The following is a 14,396-nucleotide window of genomic DNA, read 5'->3' as shown; positions in this document are numbered from 1 at the left end:
TCCCCTCTAAAGACCCAATATGAGTAGGGAATAGCAAAAATCCCCAAACTAGGGATAATGAAATTCACACGAAACATCCTATAAGGAGTCTTGATGAACATTCGTAAAGTAACCCATTTATTTGTTGGCGTATTCGCAGCGGCGGTACTGTTAACTAGCAACGTCGCATTTGCCGAAGCCACTTTGCCAGAGGTATATAAAGCGGTGCAATCTGGGCAGATGGCTAAAGCTGATGCCATGATGAAAGAAGTGCTCCAAAACCATCCGAATAGCGCAAAGGCGCACTACGTGGCATCTGAGCTTTATCTCAAAGAAGGTAAGGTAGAAGTTGCGCGCGATCATTTCATTAAAGCGCAAAACTTAGCTCCTGGTTTGCCTTTTGCTCAACCAGAATCCGTGCAAAAACTGCAAGTACAACTCGCCAGTGGCGCAGGTAGTTCTGTTGCTAGTTCGCCCTCATCTTCCATTTTTAGCAATCCACTCTTTTGGGGTTTGATTGCCATCTTGGTAGTCGGCGTCATTATTGTGATGAAGCGTCGTAAAGATCAAGCAGTACAGGTCTATAACGCCCCAAGCGCAGGTTATCCTGGAACTCCGGGCGGCCCTACTGGCTATCCTGGTGGTCCCGGTGGCCCTGGCGGTCCCGGTTACCCTGGAGCACCGGCAGCAGGCGGTATGGGTAGTGGTTTGATGGGTAGTCTTGCCACTGGCGCTGCATTGGGTGCTGGTATGTATGCTGGTCAAGCATTAGCCAGCAACCTCATGGGCGGTCACGATAACGGACATTCCAATGCCAATACCAACTCCAATATGAACCAAGTGGGCGGTCCAGCATCTTTGGATCCTAACTTTGGTGTGCGTGATGCCAGCTCTTGGGATGATGGTGGCGCAAGCTCATGGGATGACAGCGGTGGCGGTGATTTCATGAGTGATGTCTAATTTTTACTCTACCTGCAAAACAAAAGCTACCGACATGGTAGCTTTTGTTTTTATGAAGACAAATGAATATATTGCTTTATCAACTTATTCAGTAATTATTTAATCATCCCAGCATTCTTTGCATCTTCCATTGCCTGAGGAATTTTCTCTTTCATGAATGCCGGCATTTTTGAGAGTGGGATATCGACAATCACAAAGCCCGAGTCTTCTAATTTTTTCTTCGTTTCAGAGTCGGCATTGAGCTGTGCAAAATAATCAGACAGTTTTTGTTGTAAGACTAGTGGCGTAGCCTTGGGTACTGCAACGCCGCGGTAGGCGCCATCCACCCAGTTCAGACCTAATTCTTTAAATGTGGGTACATCTGGTAGGGCAGGATTACGTTTTTCAGTGGCAATCGCCAGTGTACGCACCTTAGATTTTTGTTGAATTGCTAAGGGTAGATAACCCATGGCGCCATCTACGTGCATCCCAATTAAGGCAGTAATTAAATCTCCCGTACCTTTAAAAGGAACGTAATTAATTTTTACACCCGCTAATTTATTTAAGCGCTCTACTGCCATATGGTTTGCAGAATATTGCGCAGAGCCAGCAAGGTTGATCTTGCCAGGATCCTTTTTAGCGGCGGCAATCAGATCTTGATAGGTCTTATAAGGGCTATCAGCGGAGACCATGAGGGCATCTGGAGTGAAGTGGTAGTAGTAGATTGCGTTGATGTCATCGGTCTTGTACTGAATACCTTCTTGCAATGGCTGCAAGATCGTATGGGGAATATTGACACCGACTACTGTGGTGCCATCGGCGGGATAGGTATTGAGAGCGCTCCAGACAAGTGCACCACCGGCACCTGCGCGATTCATGACCACCATCGGTTGCTTGAACTTTTTAGCAGAAATATCGGCTTGATAGCGTGCCACTAAGTCCGACTCTCCAGCAGGTGGAAAGGGGATGATGTATTGGATCGTTTTATCGGGGAATGGCTGTGCACTGACAACCGAGATAAAGCTGAAAGAAAGTACGGCAAGTTTAATTAGTGAAAACACTTTCATTTTGAAATCTCCTGAATTACTGCATTAGTCACATCACTCATCATTGCAGAGCCTCCTAAATCACGAGTATGTAATTTCGGATTAGCAGTGATGATTTCAATTGCATGCATGAGTATCTTGCCAAGCTCCTTTTCTCCCAAGAAGTCGAGCATCATGACTGCAGACCAAAACGTACCAATGGGATTTGCTAAGCCCTGGCCCATAATGTCAAATGCCGAACCATGAATCGGCTCAAACATCGATGGATACCGTCTTTCAGGATCAAGATTGGCGGTGGGGGCAATACCCAAACTGCCGGCAAGCGCTGCTGCCAAATCACTTAAGACATCCGCATGCAAATTGGTAGCCACAATCGTATCGAGTGATTCAGGACGATTGACCATGCGAGCGGTAGCAGCATCGACTAATTCTTTATCCCAAGTCACATCTGGAAAATCTTTGGCCACTAGTTGAGCGATTTCATCCCACATCACCATGCCGTGTCGCTGGGCATTGGACTTGGTAATGACTGTGAGGTGCTTACGGGGTCGAGACTGCGCGAGCTTAAAGGCAAAGCGTTGTACACGTTCTACGCCAACACGCGTCATGATGCTCATATCGGACGCCACTTCAATTGGGTGGCCTTGGTGGGCTCTGCCGCCTACCCCGGAATACTCGCCTTCTGAGTTCTCCCGCACAATCACCCAGTCCAATTGTTCCGGCTTGCAATTGCGCAAGGGAGTTTGGATGCCAGGAAGAATGCGAGTGGGGCGCACATTGGCATATTGATCAAAGCCTTGGCAAATTTTGAGACGCAAACCCCACAGCGTAATGTGATCCGGAATATCAGGGTCGCCAGCTGAACCAAACAAGATGGCATCTTTAGAGCGTAAGGGCTCTAGGCCATCATGAGGCATCATGATGCCGTGCTTGCGGTAGTAGTCGCCGCCCCAATCAAAGTGCTCAAAGGCAAAGGCTACCTGAGGGTGTTTTTTACTTAAAGCGTTTAATACTTTCTCGCATTCAGGTATGACTTCTTTGCCAATCCCATCACCTGGAATCGAAGCTATTTTGTAAGTCTTCATTCGTCTCCTACTGCTATTTTCTGATTAGTGCATGCGCTTTTACATGCATTCTCAGAGTCATTATGTGGTGCTTCCCCTGCTAAAGAACTTGGGGTTTATGACTAGAAAAAGGGGGGATCAGCAGCAAAACAACAAAAACAGAGTCATTTTTCAGGTTTTTACATATACTGTATGGATATACAGTATATTAATCACTATGACGACTCAGCTGATCTCCCCAAAATCGACCTTAAGCCAGGCCCCACAGGCCTTAGGAGCTCATTCTGCGTATGAGTTCAAGCTCTTAAGTCACCGTATTTCAGCCGGATTTCCGAGTCCAGCAGCCGATTATGCCGAGGAAGGTCTGGATCTCAATAGCTACTTAGTCCAAAACAAGCCAGCCACCTTCATGTTTACCGTCAAAGGGGACTCGATGATGGGCGCGGGTATTTGTGACGGCGACAAGGTAGTAGTGGATAAAGCCCTCAAGCCAAAACACAAAGATATCGTCGTTGCCGTAGTGGATGATGAGTACACCATCAAGCGCCTCTATCAACTGCGTGGCAAAACTGAGCTGCAGCCCGAGAACGCCAATTACGAGCCCATTACCTTTAATGAGAACAGCGAACTCCAAATCTGGGGTGTGGTCGTTGGGGTAGTGCGTAAGTACAGCCACGCTAGCAGCAGAAACGGAAGGTCCGCATGAACCAAGCCGGCCAAACTAATCAACTCTTCGCGCTGGTCGATGTAAATAATTTCTATGTATCTTGCGAGCGTGTATTTGCGCCCAAGCTAGAAGATGTACCGATGGTGGTGCTATCGAATAACGATGGTTGCGCCGTAGCGCGTAGTGCTGAAGTCAAAGCGCTGGGTGTGAAGATGGGTACACCTTGGTTTCAGATGAAAGATCTGGCTCAGCAACATGGTATCCAAGCCTATTCATCAAACTACACCTTGTATGGCGATATGAGTGGCAGAGTAGTAGAAGTCTTAAGAAAGTTCACACCCAATTTAGAGGTCTACAGCATTGATGAGAGCTTTCTGCAAATCGAGACAGTACTCAAGCAATATGCTGATCCCACTAGCTTGGGGCAAATCATGAAGCAAGATGTTAAAGACACTACAGGCTTGCCGGTATGCGTTGGTATTGGGGCTAGTAAGACGCTTGCCAAGTTAGCAAATCATTTGGCAAAAAAACACCCTCAGTTTGCTGGCGTGTGTGATATCAGCTCCATGCCTAAAGCAGCGCTCTATCAGTGGATGGCCGAGACAGCGGTAGGTGAGGTGTGGGGCATTGGTGGGAAGACTGCCAAGAAACTCAAAGAGCTCAAGATCCATAGCATATTTGATCTAGTACAAATATCGCCACAAGCCATGCGTCAACAGTTTGGCGTTGTGATCGAGCGTATTTGCTATGAGTTGCGCGGAGTATCTTGCCTACAGTTAGAAGAAGTGGCGCCAGCTAAACAACAAATTATTTCCTCAAGAAGTTTTGGTAAGCCAGTGACTTCAATGGAAGGGTTGTCTGAGTCTGTTGCCACTCATGCCGCAAGAGGTGCTGAGAAGCTCAGAAGCCAGAAGTCGGTTACGGGCGCGCTCACAATCTTTGTGCAAACTAACCCGCACAAACCATTTGAGCCACAACATCATCAAAGCATCACAGTAGTTCTGAGTGATCCTAGTGACAACACCTTAACGCTGACTAGCGCCGCATTAAAAGGTTTAAAGCAAATCTACAAAGCAGGCTTTAAGTACAAGAAAGCAGGAGTCATTCTGAATCTCTTGGCTGATAAACCGACGATGCAGCAATCGCTATTTGATGACATGGAAGTCAAAGGCAAGTCCGCTGGACTCATGAAGGCTATGGACTCAATCAATAGCCGCTTTGGGAATGCCGCCATCAAAACCGCAGCATCTGGCACCAAGCAAGACTGGAAGATGAGATCGGGCAACAAATCACCAAACTACACCACACAGTGGGATGAGTTGCCAGTAGTGCGCTAAAGAACAAGCAAAAAAATGAAACAAACAATAGAACAAACAATGAAAAAAATGAATAAAAAACAACAAATAACAAAGCAAATTTTACTAGCTCATTTCGTGAGCCAGTAAGTCAATATTCTGAATACATAGAAGCAAAATAGAAGCAAAAACCAATTAACGTAAACACACACTAGGAGAAATCAAATGGAACTATTAAATAACTTTAACGGCGCTTCACTTGCAATCATCATGATTTTGTCTTACTGCGCCGTACTAAAAAACACCAAGCGCAATGAGCGTAGTAATGCCCCAGTATTTAGCCGCAAGTATCAGTAAGAAAAATCAGCAGTAAAGAAAAAATAAGCAGCAGCTGCCTAGAAGGGGAATAAGGAAATCACGGATTCCTTATTCCCTAGTCAAGGCGAAAGTCATCAGAATCCCCCTACACAAGATATGTGTAATGAGGCTATAAAAATGTCATAAATATGGATAAAATCCAAACATGATCGATGACAAGCAAACCTTCATAGATAAAAAATTACGCCCACTGCCACGCTGGATATTTATGTCCCGCTGGTTGCAGGCACCGCTCTACATTGGCCTGATTGTTGCCCAAGGTGTTTATGTATGGCAGTTCTGGTTAGAGTTGGCCCATCTGATTAGCATGATGTCAGAGAAAAATATGACAGAAACTGCACTCATGCTCATTGTGTTGGGTCTGATTGATGTGGTGATGATCTCTAATTTGTTGGTGATGGTCATCGTTGGTGGTTGGGAAACCTTTGTGTCGCGTTTGGAGCTAGAGAACCATCCAGATCAGCCTGAGTGGCTATCGCATGTCAATGCAGGCGTACTCAAGGTGAAGCTGGCAACTGCCATTATTGGAATTTCATCAATTCATTTGCTCAAGACCTTTATTAATGCGTCCTCACACGATGAAAAAACCTTGCTGTGGCAAACCGTTATTCACATGACCTTTGTATTTTCAGCAGTAGCGATTGCGTATACAGAAAAGCTAGTGACCTCAACATATAAGCAGCACTAAGGTAATCAGAAGCGAAGCTTTAAGTCTGCAATGCTTTGCGAAGGTATTCAGAAACATTGTCCTGACGTAGCATCCACTGCTTATAGTCTGACGGCACCTGGCTAATCAATTCACCTTTGTGTTTGCCAAAAGGCATGATCGTCGGAATGCGAGACTTCTCAGACATTTCCCATAAAGCGTCCAGAGAAGCAGGTTTGAGCTTCTCAATAATCTGCCCAAGTATCTTGGAGCAAATCCACACATCCGCTAATGCACTATGCGCATTACGCAGTTGCTCTCTAGCGGTCGAACGTTCAAAGTGATAAAGCAGGGCACTTTGCGTATGGCTATCGAGATCCGGCCAAAGACTACGAGCCAAGGCAAGGGTACAAATGCGTTTGACTTCAGGTTTGCCAATCGCCTCCCAGTCAAAATCAATGCTATGACCTATGATGTACTTGGTGCCAACAGGTAACTTAAATGAGCTGCTAGCCGGACAGTCCACTAGCTCTTCATCCATGATGTGGTGGGTGGCCAGTGCACCTAAGCTAATTGGCTTGCCTGGGTTATACCGTTGCACCCAAGGGTTGCCAACAGATAATGGATTGATTGAGGTGACATCTAAAGCAGCGGCTTCAATAATGACGGCATCCGTCTTATCGGTGGCTTCAACGTCGAAAATAATGGCTTGAGACATAAAATTCTTCAAAGAGAATGGCTTAAAGCCAAGTTAGCTACTGATTGCCTGGGAGTTCTGACTTACTGGCATCATCCGGGGATAAACCCTTGTTTTTATCGTGCTCAGCCAGTTTTTGCAGTATGTTTTGAGCCATTGGGGATAATTCTTGAGAAGGCTCAGCTGGTTTGGCTCGCTTTTTCTTGATTAAACTTTGCAGAAGCGTTTGGAAAAACATTGATAATCCCCGAGTGGCAGTCTTATTAACTCAATATCTGAATATACAGTAATTAAAAGCGGCAAGATAGTCGCTATTAACTAAAGAAAAGCTGGGAGAGCGTGTTGGGCAAGAATATCCAAATTTTATTTCGCGACATGCGCGTTTCGGACTATTTCTTTATTTTGATTGTATTGGCTAACGTGCTTCTAGTGATCTATCTTGGAATAGGAAACTATCAAAACGCAGATAAGATAGCAACATCACAAGATAACGCCGAAGAGATCGTTGCCTGGTTTGAGGCTCTTTCTAGCAAGAGCGAAGCCAATGATTCTATTGAACCTGCAGCATGCACACCGATAGATGAAGATGAAAAATTGATTAAAGGTGTCAAGCCAAACCACTGGAAAAATTGCGTTGAAGCACTTTTTGGAGCCAAAGGTCCTTTTGAGAGCTATGTCAATCTTTTAAATCCGGCTGGTCCAGCATATACAGCTAAATGTAATAAAACAGATCTGCTCAATAGCGGAGCTCTCATCTTTGAAAAACTGACCGCCAATCCGGCAGGGCCTCCCGGAGTATCTCCACTAGAGCCTGGGGAAAGACTCGTCAGCGGCTTACAAATTCGCCTGAGTCTTTGCGATACCGGTTTTTACCTGATCAGAATTGGAGAATTTAAATTATGAATCTCCAGTCGATTTCATTGTCTAGTTTGAACTTACACATCCGTAAGCGGATGTTTGACTTATTCTTTAATCACCAGATTAAAACCAATTATTGCAACCAGTTCGAGCGCTTCATTGCGTACATGATCGTACTCAATATGGTAGGTTTAGTGCTTGAGCATATTCCGGTTTTTTACGAAACTCGGGAACACCTCTTTCATATTTTTGATGTGGTCTCGCTGGCTATCTTTTCGATTGAATACGTCTTGCGCGTGTATGTTGCGCCAGAAGATCCTGCCTTTAGTTCGGCTAAATATCCTCGTCTTGCTTACTGCAAGAGCCCATTTGCCCTCATTGATTTGGTATCGATCTTGCCGTTCTACTTAAGCGCTTTCTTTGAGGCTGATTTACGGATTCTAAGAGCCCTACGTTTACTGCGTTTACTTAAACTCTTCCGCGCTTTGGCACCAGCGTTCAACGAGTTTTTAGAGCTCAACAAAGACAAATCCTATCGTTATAAGATTTATGCCCTAGTCAATGAAACACCGACCAGTGGCAAGCTGCATTACATCTTTGATATGTTTATTGTGAGCTGGGTCATTGTGTCCGTGTTAGCGGTAATTTTTGAATCAGTCCACAGTATTAGTTACCACCTACATTCTGAATTTATTATTCTCGATACCATTGCAGTGGTGATTTTCTCGACAGAATACATCATGAGGATTTATAGCGCCCCTGAGGATCCTAAGTACCAGGCTTGGTTCAAAGGACGCGTAAGATACGCATGTAGACCAACGAGCATTATTGATCTCATGGCAATTGCGCCTTTCTATTTAGAGAGTCTGCTTCATCACCTCTTTGACTTGCGCTTCTTGCGAGTCTTTAGATTGATGCGCTTACTAAAGCTAGCGCGTTATTCTGGCGCTACTCAATCTTTATTTACTGTGATTCAACGCGAGTGGCCTGTCATGAAGGCTGCGGTTTTCATTTTGCTATTACTTGTCATGCTCGCCGCCTGTTTAGGTTATGTCTTTGAGCATGAAGCTCAGCCCGATAAGTTTGAAAATATTCCGCAAGCAATTTATTGGTCTGTGATTACTTTGGCCAGCGTAGGTTATGGTGACATTTCTCCCATTACCCCTGCAGGTAGAGCCGTTACCATTGTCATAGCGCTCTTGGGGATTGGTATTTTTGCAATTCCGGCAGCGATTCTTTCATCTGCACTCAGTGATCAACTACGGATTGAGCGCGAAAGAATGATGAATGAGCTCTATCACATGCTAGAAGATGGTGTGATTTCAGCCGATGAGCAAGAACTCATTGAGGCTGAGGCTAAGCGTTTGCATCTATCCCATGGAGAGCTTGCGCGCTTACTAGAAAAGGCTAAGGTAGAGATGGGTGTAGAACATGCGCCAGATACCAATGGCGGTAAGGGTCATAAGGCAGCTGCTGCAAGCGAAATGAGCCTAGAATTTTTATCAAAGCATCCTGAGCTTGCAGCAGAGCAATTGAAGATCACCATCTCTAAGCTGCAGCAAATTGTCAGTGTGTCGGATCGCCAGGAGCTCGGTAAATTTGCTGAGAACCCAGATAATGTCACCTCACTACAAAGCAATGTACTCAAGTTACTCTTGCAGCATGATGGAGAAAAGGCGAAGAATAAAGGCTAGATCTTCTAATGACCCATTCAGGCTAGGTTAGCTGAGGGTTATAAATGCTTAAGAGAGCGGTTGAATTTCAACCGGGATGCTAAGCAGCACCAAAACCACCTTTGGGTGGTTTTTTTAATTCCGGTTTGTAATACTTGATGCTGCTTATGGCTTGATGTTATGGTTTCGCAATGAACTGTAAAGAATGTCAATTTTTCTACATTACCTGGGACAAGAGGTTTCCCTATGGCTGTAAGCTATATGAAATCAAGTCTAAGACAACCCCAGACGCTCAAGTTTTGGCAAATACCAACATAGCCTGTCTAGGCTTTAAACCGAAAAATATTAAGCAATAGTGTTGATAAGCAAATAGGCATACTGGGATCAAAAATCCGGAGTATGTTGCGCGCCGTGCAGAGGCCTTACAAAAGCCTGGCGCAGTCATTGGTCAAGTCAGTATTGAATAGCTTGACTGTGGAATAGGAGTCAATGGAAAAAGACCATAGCAATCCCTATAATGGATGACATCATGATTAATCATTTTGTCCAAGCTCTGGCATTTTCAGCCGAGAAGCATAAAAATCAGCGGCGTAAAGATGCGCAAATCACTCCGTATATCAATCACCCAATTGAACTGGTCAATGTTTTGGTAAATGAGGGTGGGGTGTTGTCTTGGGATGTGCTGTGCGCAGCCTTACTACATGATGTACTTGAAGATACCCAAACGACTGAAGAAGAGTTAATTAACCATTTTGGTAAAAAAGTCACTGCGATTGTGAAAGAGTTGACCGACGATAAATCGCTTGCCAAAGAGGTGCGTAAAAGCTTGCAAATTGCTCACGCCCCCTTTGCTAGTCATGAGGCCAAGCTTGTCAAACTCGCCGATAAGATTTGCAATCTACGTGATATTTTGGTCGCACCGCCAGCTGGCTGGGATCTCAAACGCAAGCAAGAGTATTTTGCTTGGTCTGAAGCAGTGGTAGCTGGCGTTAGAGGAACTAATGCCAAGCTAGAAAAGGTATTTGATGGCTTACTACAAGAGGCTGAGCAAATGCAGTAGGTGAGCCTTGATACTGGATCTAGGTATCGAGCTTGCTAGTGATTGATAATTCACCCCACATCACGATGTCCATATCGACCAATTGCCAACCTTTGTGTTGAAAGCCAATATCAAAATCATCTGTGGTTTTGCTCTGCCGAAAAATGGCATTTAAGTCTGTTTGCTCATCTTGTGGCACGGTCTCAGAGAAGTAGATGAGGTGCTGACCTTCGCTAGAGAGGTTTACCTCCGTAAAGTCCTGACTCCCCACGCTAATACCAATATTTTCATCATATTCGGCTAAAAAATTGGGCGGATTCTCTGTAATGAAAGACCCGCTTTTCCAAAGAAAGCCACAATGCATTTCTTTATTATCTTTGCGGTAGGTCATACGCTCGGTAAGGTGAAATTCTTTTTTAGGTGAAATACTAAAAGACATACAGAACTCCGTTGAGTAGTATCCGAAGTAGTAGCTGACGTTAGTAGATTATGAGGCGATCTTTTTGGTCAGATCAAAGGCAATCACATCAGATGGCTTTTGTGCGCCCTTATCTAAAACTGAGCAAGTGAGGAGTCCATTGACTCTGGCATTGGGATGGATATCAATCGATTTATAGTGAATATCACCGTGAATCAAGGCGCTAGGGTAGACCTCAATTTTTTCATCTACGGTAATGGTGCCTTCAATCGTCCCAGCAACAATGAGATTGGTGTAGTGCAAATCGCCTGTCAGAACACCATCTTTGTCGATCACTAAGGTTGCTTTACTCTCTGCTACTTCTGTAATATTGCCGACAAAATGACCCAAAACCCGAACGTTGCCATTGCCCTCGAGGTTTCCAAGCACTTTAGATCCCGAACCAATTTCATTGGTAAAGGTCAGTTGTGAGCTAGAGGGTTTTCTATCAAACATAGTTATTCACGATACATTTTTTCAGAAGCTAAATTTGGTTGCCAACAAATCAGTGAATTCATGCTGTGTCGAAACGGGACCATTCGCACGCTTAACTGATTCATCAACATAGATTTATCTTGTTCTTGAAGAGCCATCTTGTCCAATCAATTTTTGAATTTTTTACGAGATGAAATTTAGTTGCAATGCAACAATGTCATGTAGCTTCTAAGTGCTTGATTCATCTATATACGGATCAAAATATTAGTAGACATATGACAAAAAAATGATGTAATCCCTTATGCAAATAAGGTTATTGTCTTATTAGTTAACGCATACGAAGTTGGGGCGAAAGCCCACATGCTTTAACAACTTGAGCAAATTCATTGCGGCAAGGGTCATCGTGGGCGATCAACTATTGCCCGCAAAAGTAGTCTTTATAATTAGGGTCTAGGAGGGGACAATACTTACCTACATCCAATTCATCCTTTATCACTATTCATTACCAACCTAACTCTCTACGCTAATACCTTTCTCTACAGAAGGAGGTCAGCTTTGCGAGTTTCGATTGAGTGTTCTCATAGGCAGCTACAGTTATTCAAGATCCAGCTAGATTCTCGAACCATGCTGGTTATAGCCATCATTTGGATGATTTGGGGCATCTTTAAAATTTTGAAGATTATTTAGTATTTCTAATTGCAGGGTACAAGCGATCCCACAAAAGTTCAGTCAAAACTCTTCAGTCAAGGTAGTATTTCAGCAGAATGGTATACATCGTGAGATTGGAGACTTTTGTGGATGATGACTTGATATATAAAAAGCCTCGCAAAGGACCTGCCATCGCTTCTGCTGCGAGTGCAGCGAATGCAAGCACCCAAATGCCCTCATTTACCCAGCTCCAAGAAAAGCAGCGTAGTGAACTCATTGAGATGGCCCAGGTGCGCTTTGGCATCAAAGGAGGCGCCGTGCAAATCAATCTAGTGCCATTACAGATTCATTTAGGCATGACACAAAAAGAAATCTTTAAGGAACTACTAGCTGCCCCAGAAGCAGAGCACGCCGATCAAGTGCTCTATGCGCTAGCCAAAGGGGAGCTTGATGCCGATATGGCCAATCAAATCTTGGCGAGTTTGGCACTGTTAGATAAGTTTAAGAAAATGAAGATAGAGTCCTAAGTGCGTCAATTATTCTTAAATGCAAAAACCTCAATGGATCTTCTTGTATGAATGCTTCTCTTAAATGGGCGCTGATATTTTCAGCTCTAGCGCTAATCCTACTCATTACGGTTGACCAGTTTATTTGTAGTAAGTGGGTCTACCACGACTATGCTGCTGGTATTGACCGTCGTTTATCTTGTTTTTGGAAAAAGTGAGCCAAAGGCAACAAAGGCAATCTAGGCCTTAATGAAGAGTAGGGGAAGGTGGACGAGCCCGACCCCCGGCACTGACAGAATTGGGTTTGGCTGCTTCGTTCCCGACCTGACCAGGTTATCCAAACCGCCATGCGGGGAGGCCCGTCCAATTCCATTTTAGCTTGTTAGAATGGAATACATGACAGCATTGGCTTTAGCCCGCTCGTGGCGCCCTAAAACATTCTCCCAATTGGTAGGACAAGACCATGTGGTTAAGGCATTAACCCATGCCTTAGACCAGGGTCGACTACACCACGCTTGGCTCTTTACAGGCACTCGCGGGGTCGGAAAGACCACGATTGCCCGAATTATGGCCAAAGCCCTCAATTGCACCGGAGAAGACGGCCAAGGTCGTATGACTTCAGAACCCTGTGGAAAATGCCCAGCTTGCCTAGAAATTGATGCAGGACGCTTTGTTGACTATATCGAGATGGATGCTGCAAGTAATCGCGGGGTGGACGACATTGCGGCTTTACTAGAAAAAGCAGCCTACGCACCTAGTAATGCACGTTATAAGGTCTACATGATTGACGAGGTGCACATGCTCACCAATCATGCCTTTAATGCCATGCTCAAAACGCTCGAAGAGCCGCCTGAACATGTGAAGTTCATACTTGCAACTACGGATCCCCAAAAGATCCCGGTCACCATTCTGTCGCGTTGCTTACAGTTCAATCTCAAACAAATGCCAGTTCCGCTCATCGTGGAGCATCTAGAAAAAGTACTTGCCGCAGAAAAAGTTGAATGTGAAACCAATGCACTGCGTGTTTTAGCAAAAGCGGCCCAAGGCTCGATGCGTGATGCTTTGTCTTTAACTGATCAAGCTATCGCCTATGCTGCTGGCAAAGTATCCGAAGAAGCCGTGCGCGGCATGCTTGGCACTTTGGATGATGCCTACCTCATTAAAATTTTAGATGCACTCATTGCGAAAGATGGCGCAACACTTTTGGCCATCTCAAATGAAATGGGTGAGCGCAGCATGTCTTTCTCATTAGCGCTTGCAGATTTATCCAGCTTCATTCAGAAAATCGCAGCTGCACAAATCGTTCCTGAGTCAGTATTGGAAGATTGGCCAGAAGCGGCAGAAATTCGTCGCTTAGCTAGTGCACTGACAAAAGAAGAAGCGCAGCTCTTCTATCAAATTAGCATTACCAGCCGCCCAGACTTATCACTAGCACCCGATGAGCAAACTGGCTTTGCCATGACGCTCTTACGGATGTTGGCCTTTCGTCCCGGCAATGAAACTCCAGGTAGAGCAGTGGGTACAAGCAGTAATTCAGCGCCACCAGTAGCATCAGCGCCAAGACCCTCTGCGCCAGCAAATCAAACTGCTGCCCCTGTCAGGTCTGCAGCTCCAGCACCAGCTCCAGTGGCTAAGCCTGCTGTATCAGCGCCAACCGCGTCTAGCGCAGATCGTCCCGACTGGCATACCTTGGTCCGACAGTTGCCGGTGAAAGGATTAGTTCAACAGTTAGCGTTTCAGACAGAGTTACAAGATTGGGAAGATTCACCTGCAGGCGTGCGCGCCACTGTGGTAACACCCATGCCGCAATTAGCCTCTGAAGCTTCTGTTGGTCGCCTTGCAGATGCATTAACTGCACACTTTGGCAAACCCGTGAAAGTAGTCATCGAAAAGGGTGAAGTCGAAGGTAAGACCGTTGCTAAAGTAGATGCGCAGATTCATCAAGAGAAAAGGCAAAATGCAGAGCAGATGATTGCACAAGATCCATTTATTCAGCAATTAGAAAAAGAGTTTGGAGCCAAAGTAGTGGGTGGCTCTGTTAAGCCAATCTAAAGATTAAAAACATAAGG

At 45.0% G+C, this 14,396-nt stretch carries 17 protein-coding genes and 1 other RNA gene; 11 read left to right on the top strand and 7 right to left on the bottom strand.

Annotated elements, in window-relative coordinates:
* Window positions 1–93 precede the first annotated feature (93 nt).
* Window positions 94–939, top strand: coding sequence for a tetratricopeptide repeat protein (locus tag ICN26_RS08255; protein ID WP_216267974.1), 846 nt, complete (start codon window positions 94–96; stop codon window positions 937–939).
* Between the two features lie 95 nt (window positions 940–1,034).
* Here ICN26_RS08255 and ICN26_RS08250 read toward each other — a convergent pair whose 3' ends face one another.
* Window positions 1,035–1,985 (bottom strand): tripartite tricarboxylate transporter substrate binding protein, encoded by a 951-nt coding sequence (locus tag ICN26_RS08250; protein WP_216267973.1) that lies wholly within the window; start codon window positions 1,983–1,985, stop codon window positions 1,035–1,037.
* Window positions 1,982–3,049 carry a tartrate dehydrogenase gene (locus tag ICN26_RS08245; protein ID WP_216267972.1) on the bottom strand — a complete coding sequence of 356 codons (1,068 nt, stop codon included), beginning with the start codon at window positions 3,047–3,049 and terminating at the stop codon, window positions 1,982–1,984. Before ICN26_RS08245 ends, ICN26_RS08250 begins: the two co-directional genes overlap by 4 nt.
* A gap of 196 nt (window positions 3,050–3,245) precedes the next feature.
* Between ICN26_RS08245 and ICN26_RS08240 the strand changes: the two genes are divergently transcribed.
* From ICN26_RS08240 to ICN26_RS08230, 4 genes are all read left to right on the top strand, one after another.
* Window positions 3,246–3,734, top strand: a complete 489-nt coding sequence (locus ICN26_RS08240) for a LexA family protein (RefSeq protein WP_216860403.1) — start codon at window positions 3,246–3,248, stop codon at window positions 3,732–3,734.
* A complete protein-coding gene (locus ICN26_RS08235) occupies window positions 3,731–5,032 on the top strand; it encodes a Y-family DNA polymerase (RefSeq protein ID WP_216267971.1) in 1,302 nt (433 codons plus the stop codon). The genes ICN26_RS08240 and ICN26_RS08235 overlap by 4 nt, the downstream gene beginning before the upstream one ends.
* A gap of 183 nt (window positions 5,033–5,215) precedes the next feature.
* Window positions 5,216–5,347, top strand: a complete 132-nt coding sequence (locus tag ICN26_RS11035; protein WP_255534447.1) for a hypothetical protein — start codon at window positions 5,216–5,218, stop codon at window positions 5,345–5,347.
* 166 nt (window positions 5,348–5,513) lie between these two features.
* Window positions 5,514–6,056, top strand: a complete 543-nt coding sequence (locus ICN26_RS08230) for a TIGR00645 family protein (RefSeq protein WP_216267970.1) — start codon at window positions 5,514–5,516, stop codon at window positions 6,054–6,056.
* A 19-nt stretch (window positions 6,057–6,075) separates the two neighbouring features.
* On the opposite strand, the gene ICN26_RS08225 is transcribed toward ICN26_RS08230, so the two are convergent.
* Window positions 6,076–6,732, bottom strand: coding sequence for a putative quorum-sensing-regulated virulence factor (locus ICN26_RS08225; RefSeq protein ID WP_216267969.1), 657 nt, complete (start codon window positions 6,730–6,732; stop codon window positions 6,076–6,078).
* A 37-nt stretch (window positions 6,733–6,769) separates the two neighbouring features.
* Complete coding sequence (locus ICN26_RS08220) at window positions 6,770–6,949, bottom strand: hypothetical protein (RefSeq protein WP_216267968.1); 180 nt, start codon at window positions 6,947–6,949, stop codon at window positions 6,770–6,772.
* Window positions 6,950–7,053: 104 nt separating this feature from the next.
* Between ICN26_RS08220 and ICN26_RS08215 the strand changes: the two genes are divergently transcribed.
* The 3 genes from ICN26_RS08215 to ICN26_RS08205 all read left to right on the top strand — a co-directional run bounded on the left by ICN26_RS08215 (window position 7,054) and on the right by ICN26_RS08205 (window position 10,302).
* Window positions 7,054–7,614: a hypothetical protein gene (locus ICN26_RS08215; RefSeq protein WP_216267967.1), complete on the top strand. Its 561-nt coding sequence runs from the start codon at window positions 7,054–7,056 to the stop codon at window positions 7,612–7,614.
* A 50-nt stretch (window positions 7,615–7,664) separates the two neighbouring features.
* Window positions 7,665–9,263 (top strand): ion transporter, encoded by a 1,599-nt coding sequence (locus ICN26_RS08210; RefSeq protein WP_216267966.1) that lies wholly within the window; start codon window positions 7,665–7,667, stop codon window positions 9,261–9,263.
* Between the two features lie 511 nt (window positions 9,264–9,774).
* Entirely contained in the window at window positions 9,775–10,302 is a 528-nt protein-coding gene (locus ICN26_RS08205; protein WP_216268436.1) for an HD domain-containing protein, read from the top strand.
* 19 nt (window positions 10,303–10,321) lie between these two features.
* Here the strand turns inward: ICN26_RS08205 and ICN26_RS08200 are convergent, their stop codons facing one another.
* The gene (locus tag ICN26_RS08200) at window positions 10,322–10,720 is read right to left on the bottom strand and encodes a hypothetical protein (protein WP_215353875.1); all 399 of its coding nucleotides are present in this window, start codon (window positions 10,718–10,720) and stop codon (window positions 10,322–10,324) included.
* 48 nt (window positions 10,721–10,768) lie between these two features.
* Window positions 10,769–11,194: a bactofilin family protein gene (locus tag ICN26_RS08195; protein ID WP_216267965.1), complete on the bottom strand. Its 426-nt coding sequence runs from the start codon at window positions 11,192–11,194 to the stop codon at window positions 10,769–10,771.
* A 743-nt stretch (window positions 11,195–11,937) separates the two neighbouring features.
* Between ICN26_RS08195 and ICN26_RS08190 the strand changes: the two genes are divergently transcribed.
* Both ICN26_RS08190 and ICN26_RS08185 read left to right on the top strand, forming a co-directional pair.
* Window positions 11,938–12,348 (top strand): hypothetical protein, encoded by a 411-nt coding sequence (locus ICN26_RS08190; protein ID WP_216267964.1) that lies wholly within the window; start codon window positions 11,938–11,940, stop codon window positions 12,346–12,348.
* 47 nt (window positions 12,349–12,395) lie between these two features.
* Window positions 12,396–12,545, top strand: coding sequence for a hypothetical protein (locus tag ICN26_RS08185; protein WP_216267963.1), 150 nt, complete (start codon window positions 12,396–12,398; stop codon window positions 12,543–12,545).
* A gap of 48 nt (window positions 12,546–12,593) precedes the next feature.
* On the opposite strand, the gene ffs is transcribed toward ICN26_RS08185, so the two are convergent.
* An RNA gene (gene ffs / locus ICN26_RS08180) (signal recognition particle sRNA small type) lies at window positions 12,594–12,691 on the bottom strand.
* Between the two features lie 32 nt (window positions 12,692–12,723).
* Here ffs and dnaX point away from each other — a divergent pair.
* Window positions 12,724–14,379, top strand: coding sequence for a DNA polymerase III subunit gamma/tau (gene dnaX / locus ICN26_RS08175; protein WP_216267962.1), 1,656 nt, complete (start codon window positions 12,724–12,726; stop codon window positions 14,377–14,379).
* The last annotated feature ends 17 nt before the right edge of the window (window positions 14,380–14,396 follow it).

This window comes from Polynucleobacter hallstattensis (assembly GCF_018881835.1).
GTDB classification, from domain to species: Bacteria; Pseudomonadota; Gammaproteobacteria; order Burkholderiales; family Burkholderiaceae; genus Polynucleobacter; species Polynucleobacter hallstattensis.
Note: the sequence above shows the minus strand (reverse complement) of the source record. Positions and strands in the feature narration are given on the sequence as shown.

Bases quoted from the DNA above. Each gene is read 5' to 3' on its own strand.
- ICN26_RS08255 (WP_216267974.1), top strand. From the start codon at position 94: ATGAACATTCGTAAAGTAACCCATTTATTTGTTGGCGTATTCGCAGCG.
- ICN26_RS08250 (WP_216267973.1), bottom strand. From the start codon at position 1,985: ATGAAAGTGTTTTCACTAATTAAACTTGCCGTACTTTCTTTCAGCTTT.
- ICN26_RS08245 (WP_216267972.1), bottom strand. From the start codon at position 3,049: ATGAAGACTTACAAAATAGCTTCGATTCCAGGTGATGGGATTGGCAAA.
- ICN26_RS08240 (WP_216860403.1), top strand. From the start codon at position 3,246: ATGACGACTCAGCTGATCTCCCCAAAATCGACCTTAAGCCAGGCCCCA.
- ICN26_RS08235 (WP_216267971.1), top strand. From the start codon at position 3,731: ATGAACCAAGCCGGCCAAACTAATCAACTCTTCGCGCTGGTCGATGTA.
- ICN26_RS11035 (WP_255534447.1), top strand. From the start codon at position 5,216: ATGGAACTATTAAATAACTTTAACGGCGCTTCACTTGCAATCATCATG.
- ICN26_RS08230 (WP_216267970.1), top strand. From the start codon at position 5,514: ATGATCGATGACAAGCAAACCTTCATAGATAAAAAATTACGCCCACTG.
- ICN26_RS08225 (WP_216267969.1), bottom strand. From the start codon at position 6,732: ATGTCTCAAGCCATTATTTTCGACGTTGAAGCCACCGATAAGACGGAT.
- ICN26_RS08220 (WP_216267968.1), bottom strand. From the start codon at position 6,949: ATGTTTTTCCAAACGCTTCTGCAAAGTTTAATCAAGAAAAAGCGAGCC.
- ICN26_RS08210 (WP_216267966.1), top strand. From the start codon at position 7,665: ATGTTTGACTTATTCTTTAATCACCAGATTAAAACCAATTATTGCAAC.
- ICN26_RS08200 (WP_215353875.1), bottom strand. From the start codon at position 10,720: ATGTCTTTTAGTATTTCACCTAAAAAAGAATTTCACCTTACCGAGCGT.
- ICN26_RS08195 (WP_216267965.1), bottom strand. From the start codon at position 11,194: ATGTTTGATAGAAAACCCTCTAGCTCACAACTGACCTTTACCAATGAA.
- ICN26_RS08190 (WP_216267964.1), top strand. From the start codon at position 11,938: ATGGTATACATCGTGAGATTGGAGACTTTTGTGGATGATGACTTGATA.
- ICN26_RS08185 (WP_216267963.1), top strand. From the start codon at position 12,396: ATGAATGCTTCTCTTAAATGGGCGCTGATATTTTCAGCTCTAGCGCTA.
- dnaX (WP_216267962.1), top strand. From the start codon at position 12,724: ATGACAGCATTGGCTTTAGCCCGCTCGTGGCGCCCTAAAACATTCTCC.